12 protein-coding genes are annotated in these 13019 nt (G+C 73.4%); 7 read left to right on the top strand and 5 right to left on the bottom strand.

Translation table 11 applies throughout. The annotated features are described in order from the left end of the window. The first annotated feature begins 157 nt into the window (after nt 1-157). Nucleotides 158-937: a DeoR/GlpR family DNA-binding transcription regulator gene (locus ACZ4V1_RS08585; RefSeq protein WP_468331409.1), complete on the top strand. Its 780-nt coding sequence runs from the start codon at nt 158-160 to the stop codon at nt 935-937. Between the two features lie 42 nt (nt 938-979). Here the strand turns inward: ACZ4V1_RS08585 and ACZ4V1_RS08590 are convergent, their stop codons facing one another. Further along, nucleotides 980-1939 (bottom strand): hypothetical protein, encoded by a 960-nt coding sequence (locus ACZ4V1_RS08590; protein ID WP_468331412.1) that lies wholly within the window; start codon nt 1937-1939, stop codon nt 980-982. A 201-nt stretch (nt 1940-2140) separates the two neighbouring features. On the opposite strand from ACZ4V1_RS08590, the gene ACZ4V1_RS08595 reads away from it, so the two are divergent. The 3 genes from ACZ4V1_RS08595 (at nt 2141) to ACZ4V1_RS08605 (ending at nt 5900) form a co-directional block, all read left to right on the top strand. Continuing rightward, complete coding sequence (locus tag ACZ4V1_RS08595; protein ID WP_468331415.1) at nt 2141-2386, top strand: heavy-metal-associated domain-containing protein; 246 nt, start codon at nt 2141-2143, stop codon at nt 2384-2386. Between the two features lie 76 nt (nt 2387-2462). Continuing rightward, a complete protein-coding gene (locus ACZ4V1_RS08600; protein ID WP_468331418.1) occupies nt 2463-4727 on the top strand; it encodes a heavy metal translocating P-type ATPase in 2265 nt (754 codons plus the stop codon). A 447-nt stretch (nt 4728-5174) separates the two neighbouring features. Continuing rightward, entirely contained in the window at nt 5175-5900 is a 726-nt protein-coding gene (locus ACZ4V1_RS08605) for a phosphatase PAP2 family protein (RefSeq protein ID WP_468331421.1), read from the top strand. On the opposite strand, the gene ACZ4V1_RS08610 is transcribed toward ACZ4V1_RS08605, so the two are convergent. The 4 genes from ACZ4V1_RS08610 to ACZ4V1_RS08625 form a co-directional block, all read right to left on the bottom strand. Then, nucleotides 5873-6325 carry a phospholipase gene (locus tag ACZ4V1_RS08610; protein WP_468331424.1) on the bottom strand — a complete coding sequence of 151 codons (453 nt, stop codon included), beginning with the start codon at nt 6323-6325 and terminating at the stop codon, nt 5873-5875. The genes ACZ4V1_RS08605 and ACZ4V1_RS08610 overlap by 28 nt on opposite strands. A gap of 324 nt (nt 6326-6649) precedes the next feature. After that, nucleotides 6650-7411 carry a cupin domain-containing protein gene (locus tag ACZ4V1_RS08615; RefSeq protein WP_468331427.1) on the bottom strand — a complete coding sequence of 254 codons (762 nt, stop codon included), beginning with the start codon at nt 7409-7411 and terminating at the stop codon, nt 6650-6652. After that, nucleotides 7405-8334, bottom strand: coding sequence for a DUF6807 domain-containing protein (locus ACZ4V1_RS08620; protein ID WP_468331430.1), 930 nt, complete (start codon nt 8332-8334; stop codon nt 7405-7407). The genes ACZ4V1_RS08615 and ACZ4V1_RS08620 overlap by 7 nt, the downstream gene beginning before the upstream one ends. Continuing rightward, complete coding sequence (locus ACZ4V1_RS08625; RefSeq protein ID WP_468331434.1) at nt 8331-9446, bottom strand: Gfo/Idh/MocA family protein; 1116 nt, start codon at nt 9444-9446, stop codon at nt 8331-8333. Before ACZ4V1_RS08625 ends, ACZ4V1_RS08620 begins: the two co-directional genes overlap by 4 nt. Before the next feature lie 208 nt (nt 9447-9654). On the opposite strand from ACZ4V1_RS08625, the gene ACZ4V1_RS08630 reads away from it, so the two are divergent. The 3 genes from ACZ4V1_RS08630 (at nt 9655) to ACZ4V1_RS08640 (ending at nt 12976) form a co-directional block, all read left to right on the top strand. Beyond that, nucleotides 9655-10248, top strand: a complete 594-nt coding sequence (locus tag ACZ4V1_RS08630) for a Dps family protein (protein WP_468331437.1) — start codon at nt 9655-9657, stop codon at nt 10246-10248. A gap of 112 nt (nt 10249-10360) precedes the next feature. Then, nucleotides 10361-11425 (top strand): ABC-2 transporter permease, encoded by a 1065-nt coding sequence (locus tag ACZ4V1_RS08635; RefSeq protein WP_468331440.1) that lies wholly within the window; start codon nt 10361-10363, stop codon nt 11423-11425. 348 nt (nt 11426-11773) lie between these two features. Further along, on the top strand, nt 11774-12976 hold the full coding sequence (locus ACZ4V1_RS08640; protein ID WP_468331443.1) for a cysteine desulfurase-like protein: 1203 nt from the start codon (nt 11774-11776) through the stop codon (nt 12974-12976). Nucleotides 12977-13019 lie beyond the last annotated feature (43 nt).

Genomic DNA, 13019 nt, shown 5'->3' on the forward strand with positions numbered 1-13019 from the left:
GCACACTCCCCGATCTCTGACCCGTGAGCACCCGGGTCCGCCTCCACGACTGGCTGATTGTTCCTGCAAGATATAGCGAGATTTCGAGCACAATCAAGCAATCTGAGGAAGAGTCCGGTGCGCTAGGGTCGCGGGAGATCGAGGAACGGAGGCGCGGATGTCGCGCGACGCCCGCTGGAAGGCGCTGCTGGAGCTGCTCGTGGAGCGCGGCCGGCTGGACGTCGAGGAGGCGGCGACCGAGCTGGAGGTCTCGGCCGCGACGATCCGCCGCGACTTCGACCGGCTCGCCGAGCAGCAGATGCTCGTGCGCACGCGTGGTGGCGCGGTCGTGCACGGGGTGTCGTACGAACTGCCGCTGCGCTACAAGACGGCCCGCCGGGCCTCGGAGAAGCAGCGCGTCGCACAGGCGGTCGCCGCGCTTGTGGCACCCGGCGAGGCGGTCGGACTGACCGGGGGCACGACGACCACCGAGGTGGCGCGCGCCCTGGCCGTGCGCCCCGACCTGGCTTCCGGCACGCCCGCGCTGACCGTGGTCACCAACGCGCTCAACATCGCGAACGAGCTGGCCGTCCGGCCGCAGTTCAAGATCGTGGTGACCGGCGGCGTGGCCCGGGCGCAGTCGTACGAGCTGATCGGTCCGCTCGCGGACGGGGTGCTGGGTCAGGTGACCCTCGACGTGGCGGTGCTGGGCGTCGTCGCCTTCGACGCCGCGCACGGCGCCGCGGCCCACGACGAGGCGGAGGCCGCGATCAACCGGCTGCTGTGCGAGCGCGCGGAGCGCGTGGTGGTGGCCGCCGACTCCAGCAAACTGGGCCGGCGGGCGTTCGCCCGGATCTGCGCGGCCGAGTCCGTGGACACGCTGGTCACGGACGGTGCCGCCGACCCGGACCTGGTGCGGCGGTTCGAGGAGGCAGGGGTCCGGGTCGTCACGGCCTAGGACGGTCGCTCCCGCCGGTCGCCAGGTCGTCGGCGGTGACCGTCAGTGCCCGTGGCCGTCGGTGTGTTCGCTCGGGGCCGTCGGAACGGAGTCGTGCGCCGCGGGTGCCGATCCGGCCCTTACGGTGAACGCGGCGGTGTGCACCTTCCCCTGGTGCCTGAAGTCCAGGAAGAGGCGGTAGGTGCCGTCACTGGGCGCGGTGGCCGTGAAGGAGATCTCCGGGCCGGGCTTCGTGGAACCGTCGCCGGGTTCGCCGTCCGGATGGACGTGGAGGTAGGCGAGGTCGCCGGAACGCAGGGCGACCAGGTGGCCGTAGGCGCCGAGGTAGGGCTGGAGGTCGTTGACGGGGACCCCGCCGCGGGAGACCTTCAGCTTCAGCTCGCTCGCCTTGCCCGGGGCCGGTGTTCCGGCGAGCTCGACCTGATAACCGTCGATTCGGGCGGTGTCGCCGGGGGCCGGCAGGCTCGCGGGCTCGTAGCGGCCGGAGGCGGCGAGGTCGGCACCGAGGGTGAGGTTCTCCGCGTTCTCCTTCGCCGGGGTGAAGTCGGCGAAGACACGGTAGCCGCCCGCGCGAGGCAGGTCGACGGGGGTGCTCCAGGTGCCGTCGGCGGCGCGGGTGGGGTGCAGGTGCCGGTAGGTGACCAGGTCGCGTGAGGCCAGGATGAGGTGCAGCTCCTTGTCGTGCTCGCGCCGGTAGGCGGTGACGGCCTCGCCGTCGCCGTCCCGGACGGTGAAACGCAGTTCGGTCCGTTGACCGGCGGTGACGCGCGGGGTGGCGAGGTCGAGGGTGTAACCGCCCTCGGAGATCTGCAGTCCACCGGGCGGAGTGTCCTCGTGCCCTCCGCCCCGCTCAGGCTCGGCTGACGGGCGACCGTGCTCGTCGTGCGGCGCGGGCGCGCTCTCCGCGACGACCGGGTCCACCCCCTTGCCGACGCCGTAGGCGGTGCCGAAGGTGGCGGCCAGCGCGGCGGTGAACGCGGCGATCCTCAGTCCGGTGTGCATGACGGTCGTCTCCTCGGATTCCGGGTCTCCGGCTCGCACGGAGGCCTCTCCATGCGCTTCACCATACCCCCGGGGGGTACAGAGTCAAGCCGGGTCCAGGGTTGCGTCCGGTACCCCCCAGGGGTATACATGGAACTCGGCGGGGATACCCCGCCCCCGTAACGCCGCCCCCGTAACGTCCACCACTTTCCGGAGGAAGCCATGGCTTCGACCGTCACCACCGCCGCCACCCAGCCGGTCAGCACCACCTACGCCGTCGCCGGGATGAGCTGTGGCCATTGCAAGGCGACGCTCACCCGCGTGATCGGTGAGCTGGACGGTGTCACCGGTGTCGACGTCGAGCTCGACACCGGCCGGGTCACCGTCACCACGGCCGCCGAGCCGGACGACACGGCGATCGCCGAAGTCGTCGACGAGGCCGGCTACGAGCTGACCGGCCGCGCCTGACCGGCCCGCACTTCCCCGCCACACCGCCGGGACCCGCCCGCCGGGTCCCGGCCGACGACCCGCATCAGGAGCAGCCATGACGACGAGTACGACCAGCGCACCGGCCGAGGTGGAACTCGCCATCGGCGGCATGACCTGCGCCTCGTGCGCCGCCCGGATCGAGAAGAAGCTCAACCGGATGGACGGGGTCACCGCCACCGTCAACTACGCGACGGAGAAGGCCAAAGTCCACTACGCCGGTGACGTGTCCGTCCCGGAGCTGATCGCCACGGTCGAGGCGACCGGCTACACCGCCCGCGAGCCCGAGCCGGTACGTGCCGAGCCCGCACCCGGCACGGAGCACGCCGAGCCCGCCGACGAACTGCGGCCCCTGCGGGAGCGCCTCGTCACCGCCGTGGTGCTGGCCGTCCCGGTCATCGCGATGGCGATGGTGCCGGCGTTGCAGTTCGAGTACTGGCAGTGGCTGTCGCTGACCCTGGCGGCGCCGGTCGTCACCTACGCCGCCTGGCCCTTCCACAAGGCCGCGTTCACCAACGCACGGCACGGCGCGGCCACCATGGACACGCTGATCTCGGTGGGCACGTCGGCGGCGTTCCTGTGGTCGCTGTGGGCGCTCTTCCTCGGCACCGCGGGCACGCCGGGCATGACGCACCCCTTCGAGCTGACCATCGCCCGCAGTGACGGCGCCGGGAACATCTACCTGGAGGCCGCCGCCGGAGTGACCGCCTTCATCCTGGCCGGGCGCTACTTCGAGGCCCGTTCCAAGCGCAAGGCCGGCGCCGCGCTCAAGGCCCTGCTGGAGCTGGGCGCCAAGGACGTCACCGTTCGGGACCCCGACGGCGGTGAACGGACGATTCCGACGGCGGAGCTGGCGGTGGGCGACCACTTCCTGGTCCGCCCCGGTGAGAAGATCGCCACCGACGGCACGGTCGTCGAGGGCACCTCCGCCGTGGACGCCTCCATGCTCACCGGAGAGTCGGTGCCCGTCGAGGTCGGCGTGGGCGACCCGGTCACCGGCGCCACCCTGAACGCGGGCGGCCGTCTCGTGGTCGAGGCCACCCGGGTCGGCGCCGACACCCAGCTCGCCCGGATGGCCAAGCTGGTCGAGGACGCGCAGAACGGCAAGGCCGCCGCCCAGCGCCTGGCCGACCGCATCTCCGGGGTCTTCGTCCCCGTCGTCATCGCCCTGGCCGTGGCCACCCTCGGCTTCTGGATCGGCAACGGCTCCGGACTGACCGCCGCGTTCACCGCCGCCGTCGCCGTACTGATCATCGCCTGCCCCTGCGCCCTGGGCCTGGCCACGCCGACCGCGCTGATGGTCGGCACCGGGCGCGGCGCCCAGCTCGGCATCCTCATCAAGGGTCCCGAGGTCCTGGAGTCGACCCGCAAGGTCGACACCATCGTCCTGGACAAGACCGGCACCGTCACCACCGGCCGCATGACTCTGCTCGCCGTCCACACCACCGAGGGCACCGGCGAGGCCGAGGTGCTGCGTCTCGCGGGGGCGCTGGAGCACTCCTCCGAGCACCCGATCGCCCAGGCGGTGGCGGCAGGAGCGGCCGACCGCGTCGGCACCCTGCCCGTCCCGGAGGACTTCGCAGGCGTTCCCGGTCTCGGCGTGCAGGGCGTCGTCGACGGCCACGCCGTCCTCGTCGGCCGCGAGAAGCTGCTGCGGGAATGGGCCATGGACCTCCCCGCCGGCCTGGCACGCGCCAAGGCCGAGGCGGAGACGGCCGGCCGCACCGCGATCGCCGTCGCCTGGGACGGCGAGGCCCGGGCGGTCCTGGAAGTCGCCGACGCCGTCAAGGACACCAGCACCGAGGCCATCGGCAGGCTGCGCGCCCTGGGCCTGACCCCGATCCTTCTCACCGGCGACAACCAGGCCGTCGCCCAGGCGGTGGCCGCGGAGGTCGGCATCGACCCCGAGCACGTCATCGCCGAGGTCATGCCCGAGGACAAGGTCGACGTCGTCAAGCGCCTCCAGAGCGAGGGCCGTTCGGTCGCGATGGTCGGCGACGGCGTCAACGACGCCGCCGCACTCGCCCAGGCCGACCTGGGCCTGGCCATGGGCACCGGCACCGACGCCGCCATCGAGGCCGGTGACCTCACCCTCGTCCGCGGCGACCTGCGCGCCGCTGCCGACGCCATCCGCCTGGCCCGCAAGACCCTGGGCACCATCAAGTCGAACCTCTTCTGGGCCTTCGCCTACAACATCGCCGCCCTGCCACTCGCCGCCGCCGGACTCCTCAACCCGATGATCGCCGGAGCCGCCATGGCCTTCTCCTCCGTCTTCGTCGTCGGCAACTCCCTGCGCCTGCGGTCCTTCCGCGCCGCGGCCTGACCCACCACCACACCGCGAGCCGCCGGCCTGCCCTCACGGGTCGGCCGGCGGCTCACACGCGGCTCCGGCCGCTCGGTGATCGCGCCGTGCGAGCCGACGGCGGCCGGCACCGTCGCCCCCACGGCCCAGCCCCCATGCAGTCCGGTCGCCCTCGCGGGACAGCCCCATCCGGTCCGGTCGCCCCCCGGCCCACGGCAAGCCCGCCCGCGCGGGAGCGACGCAGGCCGGCCCGTTCCTCGCCGAAGAACGGGGCACCCGCGCCGTCCCCCGGACGGGCCCCGCCGGCGCGCCGTACGCCCCAAGTCGACTCAGGCTGGTGCGGCGACGGAACACGCGCGGTGGGTCGTCGGGCCCACGGCGCTCCCGGCGCCCGAGTCGTCGGGGCGGCATGCCCCGCGCGGCACCCGGGCGTCAGCCCCGCCCCATCGCCCCGCGGAGCAGGAGCCCATGACCGAACCGACCAACGCCGACGGGGACACCGCCGGCCCGCTCGCGCCGGATCCCGGCCCGGCCCGCTCGCGCAGGAGCGTCCTGACCGCCGTACTCGGTGACCTGCGTGCCGTGGACGGCGCCCTGTACGCGGCGGTGGCCGCCACGTCCACGCCCACACTGGATCGGGCGCTGCGCCGGCTGTCCCACGCCGCCGACCACTCCAAGGTCTCGCTCGGAATCGCCGCCGCCCTCGCCTTGAGCGGTGCGCGGCCCCGGCGGGCGGCCCTAGCCGGGGTGGGGGCCGTCGCCGTGGCATCGGCGTCCTCGAACCTGCTGGGCAAGCGGCTGGTGCGCAGGGCACGGCCCGACCGGGAGGCGGCGCGGGTGACGGTGGACCGGTATGTGCCCATGCCCGCGTCCGCCTCGTTCCCGTCCGGGCACACGGCCTCGGCGGTCGCGTTCGCCACGGCGGTCGGCATGGTCCTGCCCGCGGCGGCCGTACCGCTCGGCGCGCTGGCGAGCGCCATCGCCTACTCCCGGGTCCACGTCGGCGTCCACTATCCCGGCGACGTGGCCGCGGGCGCCGTCCTGGGCATCGCCAGTGCGGCCGCCGCGCTCGCTGCGGCGGCGGCCGCTCCGGTGCCCGGCCTGCGGTCGGTCTGCTCGGCGGCGCCGTCCTCCGCGTACGGACGCGGCGGCGCGGCGCCGGACCGTCAGCCGAAGGCCCGCACGGCCTGGTAGTACGTCCACGCCGTGCTGTCGCAGGCGGTTTTGGTGGCGCCGCCGTAGCGGGCGCAGACACGCTTGAGGTCCTCGTAGAAGGCGCTGTCGAGGCGGGACTTGTTGGCGCTGAAGGAACCGGCGGCCTTGTAGTTGCGGTAGCCGAAGTCGTGCCGTGCGCAGGAGGTGCTGAAGGGGAAGCCGAACGGGTTGTCCGGCGAGGAGGAGCAGTAGTCGGTGGTCCAGTCGAACTCGTAGGCGGCCCAGGCGGACTGGTTCGCCCGTGCCGCGGTCCAGGCGTTGTAGCTCGACGCGCTGGTCTGGGTCCAGCTCGCGAGTACCCGCGGTTTGTCGGCGGGAGCGGCGTCGGCGGTCGCGGCGGTGGCCACGACGGTGGTCACGGCAAGAGCCGAGGCGGCGAGTCCGGTGGCGAGTCTGCGGTGCATTCCACACCTCCATGAGGCTGCGACCCGCCCCTCGGGCCGCAGGTTCATGTCAAGAGGATGCGCATCTCGACCATCCCTTCACACATCCGTCGCCCTAATGGCCCATCAATTCTTCCGCCCGGTGGGAGAACGGGACGTGAACGCCGCCGTGCCGGCCCCCGGCCGCCCGACTCCCCTGTGCGCCACGCGCACCGAGGGCCACGAGCGTCAACTCCGGTACTCCCGGCGCCAGATCCGGCCCGCGTCCGCCGTCGCGGCAGCGCCACGTGGCGTCCGGCGGCGCCCGGCAGGTCCCTCGCCGCCTCCGCTCCCCGCGGGTCCGGTCTACTCCCCCTGGTACGGCAGCGTCGTTCCCGGCAGCGCGTACTCGTCGCGGCGGCCGCACATGCCGTAGCCGCCGACCCGGGTGGGTGCGGCCTCGTACGCGGTCGCCTCGGTGAGATACGCCGGGTCGCCGTCGGTGAGCGCGTCGAGCTGGGCACCGGTGCGCTCGGCGGTGGCCAGCGCGCCGGCCCGCCACAGCTCTCGCCAGCCGGGCACCTTGTCGCGCACCAGGTGGGCGGCGGCCCGCTGGAACTCCCGGTAGGGGCCGTCGTCCCCGGCGACCAGGGCCTCGCGCAGGACGAGGTACCCCTCGACGGCGAGGTCCCTGCGCCGCCGGGCCGCCGCCGCCGTCTCCGGCCCCGTGCCGGGCGGCAGCGTGGCCGCGGCGGCGTACGCTCCCGGGTCGGCCAGCACCTCGGGCGGGAACGTGAAGACGGCGTCCCCGGCCTCGGGCAGGCCGCTGTTCTGCATCAGCACCGTGACGCGCAGGTCGCCGCCCTGCACCATGCGGTGCACGGTGCCCGGCGTGAACCAGGCGACCGAGCCGGGCTCCAGCGGGATGTCCCGGTAGCCGTCGGGGCTCAGCGTCTGAACCGCGCCGCGGCCGCCGGTGACGACGTACGCCTCCGTGCACACCAGGTGCAGGTGGGGGCTGCCGCCGCACACGCCGTCGGTGGCGGCCCAGTCGTAGGCGCTCAGGTGGGACAGGCCGACCGCGCCGGGCAGCGGGCGGGGAAGGCAGGCCTCGGGGTCGCTCACCACGGCAGCCCCTTCAGGTAGGCCTCGGCCCGGTCGCCGTCCCAGGCGCCGTCGGCGACCACGACGCGGTAGCGGTAGGCGAAGGACTCACCCGGCGCCAGCTCGAACTCCTCGAAGAACGCCCAGGAGAACGCGACGGTCGGGATCGGCTCGGCGCGCACGAACCAGTGGGAGGGGTGGATCGCGGCCGTCCCGTCCAGGTTCTCGGGTGCGTGCGCGAAGACGAGCGTGGAATGGGCGTCGACGTCGTCGTGCTCGGCGGTGAAGGCGAGCCAGGGGCTCCGGGTGCCCATCAGCTCGGCGGCGTCCGCGTCGCCGTCCGGGGCGAAGGCGGTGCCGCCGGTGAAGTCGCGGGGGCCGCGCCACTGGAGGCCGGTGTAACCGGCCATCTCGCGTCCTGCGGTGGTCGGGGAGCCGAACACCAGTGATTCGGCGCGGGTGTTGGTGAGGCGGATCGACCAGTCCAGGGCCCAGGCACCGGCCTCCTCGTCGACCGAGTGGACGGTCAGGCCGCGCTCCTCGTGCGCCCACTCGGCGCCGGCGTTCTCGATCCAGGTGAGGTTCTCGGTGAGCGTGAGCCGGTCGTCCTCGACCGTGAAGCCGGGGAAGCCGTCGTGCCGCATAGAGCCGATGCGCTCGGGCAGCGGGAGGTAACCCTCGCCGTGGACATAGCAGTTGCCGCCCCAGAAGTTCTGCCCGGAGAGGTGACTGGCCGTCATCTGCAGGCCCTTGTGCCAGCGGTGGTCACTGGGGCGGTAGCCGGTCACCGTGCGTCCGGCGAGGGTGCGCAACGGGTGCGCGTAGGGCTTGCGGGACTCGAAGGCCTCGGGGTCGGGGCGGTAGACGTAGCGGAGGATCTCGGTTCCGTTCGCCGCGGTGACCGCGACGTGGTCGCCGTGGGTGTGGCTGACGCTCAGGGTGCTCATGCGCGCTCCTCGGGGGCCCAGTCGGGGTGGTCGCCGTGCATGGCCGAGTGGAAGGGGTCGCCTGGTGCGATCTCGCCGGCCAGGACGGGCCGCCCGGTGAACGCCGCCTTGTACAGGGCGGCGGCGAACTCGAGCGTGTCGCGGGCGTCCGGACCGCTGCCGGGGGGCCGCTCGCCCGCGTCCCAGGCGTCCAGCACGGCGCCGAGTTGCGCGGTGTGGGAGCTGGGCACGTCCGCAACCGGGGAGCGCCAGGCGGCGGCGCGCTCGGGGACGACGTGCCGGGCCGGGGTGTAGGTCCAGTCGTCGTTGCGGTGCCCGTACAGGTGGGTCAGCTCGACCGTCGCGTCGGCACAGTCGACGCGGACGCGGCTCACCTCGTCCGGGGAGAGCACGCTGTTGACGACGGTGGCGAGGGCGCCGTTCCCGAACCGCACCAGCGCGGTGGAGACGTCCTCGCTCTCGGTGTCGTGGACCAGGCGGGACGCCATGGCCCGTACCTCCGCCCAGGGGCCGAGCAGGTGCAGCAGCAGGTCGTACTGGTGGATGCCGTGGCCCATGGTCGGGCCGCCGCCCTCGGTGGCCCAGCGTCCGCGCCACGGAACCGCGTAGTAGGCGGCGTCGCGGTGCCAGGTGGTCTGGCAGTGGGCGACCAGCGGGGCGCCCAGCTCGCCGCCCGCGATCAGGTCACGGGCGTGCGCGGCGCCGGAGCCGTACCGGTGCTGGAAGACCACGGACGCGTAGGCGCCGGACGCCTCCTCGGCCGCCGCGATGTCGTCGTACTCGGCGAGGGAGAGGCACAGCGGCTTCTCGCACAGCACCCAGGCGCCGGCCTTCAGCGCGGCCACCGTCTGCTCCCGGTGCAGGGACGGCGGCGTGCCGACGAGGACGAGATCGGGGCGTACGGCGTCCAGCATCGCCCCCATCGACGTGTACGGGGCGACGTCGGCACCCGCCTCGGCCCGGAAGGCCTCGAGCCGGGCCGGGTCCACGTCCACGGCGGCCACCAGTTCCGTGCGGTCGGCGTGGGCTCTGAGGGCGGGCAGGTGGCTGCCGGTGACGATGGCACCGGTACCGACCACGGCGACCCGGCGGCGGGCGGGGCGTGGGGACATGCGGTCCTCCTCGGACGCCGGCGCACGACATGCGCGCACGCCGCTAGAAAGCGCTTGCACTCCGGCAGACCATAAGTGCGGAGCGAATGTCTGGACAACCCCCAGCGTTTGCGGGCCCGGCAGGCGGCTGGTCGACTGGCGCGGGGGGACCGGAGCCGGTCACACCGCGCCGGCACACTCTTCAGCCCTTTTCAGAAGGAGTTCAGGCGTGAGCAACCCCAAGTCGTCGTCCGTGGAGCACCGGTCCGACGGCAGCCAGCCCTGGCTGCACCAGAAGGGCCGGACCATCCAGGAGTTCGGCACCGTCAAGCAGTTCCCCGTGGCGCTGACCATGGAGACCCGCCTGTACTCCTGCCAGCGGCTCAACAAGGTCCTGGCGGACACCCGGATCCTGCACGACCTGTACAAGAAGTACCACTGGCTCATGCGCGGGGCGACGTTCTACCAGCTCCACCTGCTGCTGGACAAGCACGCGGGCGAGCAGCTGGAGCTGATCGACACCATCGCCGAGCGCGTCCAGACGCTCGGCGGCGTCGCGATCGGCGACCCCCGGCACGTCGCCGAGATCACCACCGTGCCGCGTCCGCCGGACGGGGTGGAGGAGGTGCCGTCGATGCTGTCACGGCTGCTGGAGGCGCACGAGCTGATCCTGGCCGACTGCCACGATGCCGCGGCACGCACGCAGGAACTCGGCGACGACGGCACCAACGACCTCCTCGTCTCGGAGGTCGTGCGCACCAACGAGCTGCAGGCGTGGTTCGTAGCGGAGCATCTGGTGGACACGCCGCTGGTGCACGCCTGACCCCGCGCCGCGAGTACTCCGCGACCGCTCAGCAAACCCGTCACGCTCCGTGACCCCCCGGGCGACGGCGCTCTTGGTGCCCTTTCGCCCCGGCTGTGGAAGCGTCCGGGACATGGCCCACATGTCCCACGGCGCCCATGCCCAGCCTCCGACGCGCGGACAGCGGTGGTCCGCCTTCCGGCAGTCGCCGTTCTGGCCGGCCACCGTGCTGGTGCTGATCCTCGCGGCGGCGGCGGGTCTCTTCGCGGGTTCGTACACCTACTCGATGGCGGACCCGACGCCGCACTCGATCCCCGCGGCCGTGGTCGGCTCGTACGACGAGGCCCGTGGCCGGGCCTTCCTGGACGGCCTGGAGAAGGCGCTGAACGCCTCGGTCAAGGTGCACCCCTACGAGAGCGGGGCCGCGGCCCGTGAGGCGATCCAGGACCAGGAGGTCTTCGCGATCTTCGAACTGCGCGACGGCGGACGGACCGCCGTGCTCGACCTCTCCAGCGCGTCGGGCGCCTCGGTCGCCGAAGTGCTGGCCGACACGGCGCCGGCCGTGGGGAAGAAGACCGGCGTCCAGGTCACCGTCCGGGACATCAACCCCCTTCAGGAGGGCGACCCGCGCGGGCTGGCGATCTTCTACATCTCCCTGGCCGCCGTGATCATCGGCTTCGTCGGGGCGATCCAGCTGAGCGTGCACGCGCGCTCCCTGACCCCCTTCGAACGCATCCTCTTCACGGCCGCCTACGCCTTGCTCGGTGGCTTCGCCATCGCCGCGACGGTGGACTGGCTGCTGGACGCGCTCGACCTGCCGTTCGCCGAGTCGTGGCTGATCCTGGCGCTCACGATGTTCGCGTCCGGCATGGTCTTCACCATGTTCAACACCCTGGTCGGGCGTTGGGCGATGCTGCCGACCTGGGGCCTGATGGTGCTCCTCGGCAACCCCTCCTCCGGCGGCGCAGTGTCCTGGCCGCTGCTGCCGTCCCCGCTGGGAACGATCGGCCGGTGGCTGCCGCCCGGGGGCTCGGTCAACGCCCAGCACACCGCGGTGTACTTCCAGGGCCATCAGCACGCGTTTCCGTTCCTGGTGCTGGGCGGGTGGGCGCTGCTGTCCTGCGCGGTCTTCTGGATCTGGCGGCACCGCCATCCCGGCGGCCGCGAGAAGCAGCCGGCGCACGCCGCGGACTCCTGATCCGTGCGGCACGCGCGATCGTTGCGCAGCCGTCCGTCTGGCGCGGTGAGTGAGTGTGGACCGGTCCGTCGCCCCCGGTGGCTGCGTACCGGTCCGTCGCCCCCAGTGGCTGTGTACCCGCCCGTCACGCCCAGTGGGCCGTGTACCCGCCCGTCACGCCCAGTGGGCCGTGTACCCGCCCGTCACGCCCAGTGGGCCGTGTACCCGCTGTGTACCCGCCCGTCACGCGCGGCGGTTGCATACCGCCGCTCGCACGCGGCCGTTGCGTGCCCGTCACGCGCGTCTGTTCCGGACGCCGCCCCTGCTGCGATCATGAGGCGGAGTCCCCCGCCTCAGCTTGGAGTGCACATGGCCCTCGACGTCGGCGCGATCCGCGCGCGGATACCCGCCCTGAAGTCCGGCTCCGCCCGCTTCGACGCGCCGGGCGGCACCCAGACCCCGCAGCCCGTCATCGACGCCATCGGCGAGGCGCTGGCCAACCCGCTGGCCAACCGGGGCCGGACGACCGAGGGCGAGCGCAACGCGGACGGCATCGTCGCGGACGCCCGCAGCGCGCTGGCCGACCTGCTGGGCACCGAGCCACGGGGCGTCGTCCTCGGCCGCAGCGCCACGCAGCTCGCCTACGACCTGTCCCGGACGCTCGCCAAAACGTGGGGGCCGGGTGACGAGGTGGTCGTCACCCGCCTGGACCACGATTCCAACATCCGGCCCTGGGTCCAGGCGGCGGAGACGGCCGGCGCGAGCGTGCGCCGCGCGGATTTCGACCCGGCCACCGGAGAACTGCTTCCCGAGCACATCGAGGCGGTGCTCTCCCCGCGCACCCGCCTGGTCGCGGTGACGGCCGCGTCCAATCTCATCGGCACCATGCCCGACCTGCCGGCCGTCGCCCGCCTCGCGCACGGCGTCGGCGCGCTGCTCCACGTCGACGCGGTGCACTACGCCTCGCACGCCGTCGTGGACACGGCGGTACTCGGCGCGGACACACTGGTGTGCTCGCCGTACAAGTTCCTCGGTCCGCACCTGGGGGTGCTGGCGGCGCGGCCCGAGTTCCTGGAGACGCTGCGCCCGGACAAGCTGCTGCCGTCCAGCGACGCCGTCCCCGAGCGCTTCGAGCTGGGGACGCTGCCGTACGAGCTGCTGGCCGGCGCCCGTGCCGCGGTGGACTTCCTCGCGGGCCTGGAGCCGGACGCGCGGGGCAGCCGCCGGGACCGGCTCGTCGCCTCGTTCGCGGCGCTGGAGGAACACGAGGACGCGCTGCGCGAGCGGATCGAGCGGGGGCTGGCGGGCCTCGGCGGGATCACCGTGTACTCGCGGGCCGCGCGGCGCACGCCGACCCTGCTGTTCACCGTGGCGGGCCTGCGCCCGGCCGACGTCTACCGGCAGCTGGCCGAGCGGGGGGTCGACGCGCCGGCCGGCTCCTTCTACGCCGTGGAGGCCTCGCGCCGGCTGGGACTCGGCGACGAGGGCGGCGTACGCGTCGGCCTGGCGCCGTACAACAGCACGGACGACGTGGACCGGCTGCTGACGGCGCTGGCCGCCCTCCGCCGCTGAGGACAGGTGAGGGGAGCGAACGCCCCGGCGCCACGCCGCACGC

It is taken from the genome of Streptomyces sp. NPDC028991 (assembly GCF_055564775.1).

What these genes read in the sequence shown, in the direction of transcription:
- ACZ4V1_RS08585 (WP_468331409.1), top strand. Translation starts at nt 158, where the DNA reads ATGTCGCGCGACGCCCGCTGGAAGGCGCTGCTGGAGCTGCTCGTGGAG.
- ACZ4V1_RS08590 (WP_468331412.1), bottom strand. Translation starts at nt 1,939, where the DNA reads ATGCACACCGGACTGAGGATCGCCGCGTTCACCGCCGCGCTGGCCGCC.
- ACZ4V1_RS08595 (WP_468331415.1), top strand. Translation starts at nt 2,141, where the DNA reads ATGGCTTCGACCGTCACCACCGCCGCCACCCAGCCGGTCAGCACCACC.
- ACZ4V1_RS08600 (WP_468331418.1), top strand. Translation starts at nt 2,463, where the DNA reads ATGACGACGAGTACGACCAGCGCACCGGCCGAGGTGGAACTCGCCATC.
- ACZ4V1_RS08605 (WP_468331421.1), top strand. Translation starts at nt 5,175, where the DNA reads ATGACCGAACCGACCAACGCCGACGGGGACACCGCCGGCCCGCTCGCG.
- ACZ4V1_RS08610 (WP_468331424.1), bottom strand. Translation starts at nt 6,325, where the DNA reads ATGCACCGCAGACTCGCCACCGGACTCGCCGCCTCGGCTCTTGCCGTG.
- ACZ4V1_RS08620 (WP_468331430.1), bottom strand. Translation starts at nt 8,334, where the DNA reads ATGAGCACCCTGAGCGTCAGCCACACCCACGGCGACCACGTCGCGGTC.
- ACZ4V1_RS08625 (WP_468331434.1), bottom strand. Translation starts at nt 9,446, where the DNA reads ATGTCCCCACGCCCCGCCCGCCGCCGGGTCGCCGTGGTCGGTACCGGT.
- ACZ4V1_RS08635 (WP_468331440.1), top strand. Translation starts at nt 10,361, where the DNA reads ATGGCCCACATGTCCCACGGCGCCCATGCCCAGCCTCCGACGCGCGGA.
- ACZ4V1_RS08640 (WP_468331443.1), top strand. Translation starts at nt 11,774, where the DNA reads ATGGCCCTCGACGTCGGCGCGATCCGCGCGCGGATACCCGCCCTGAAG.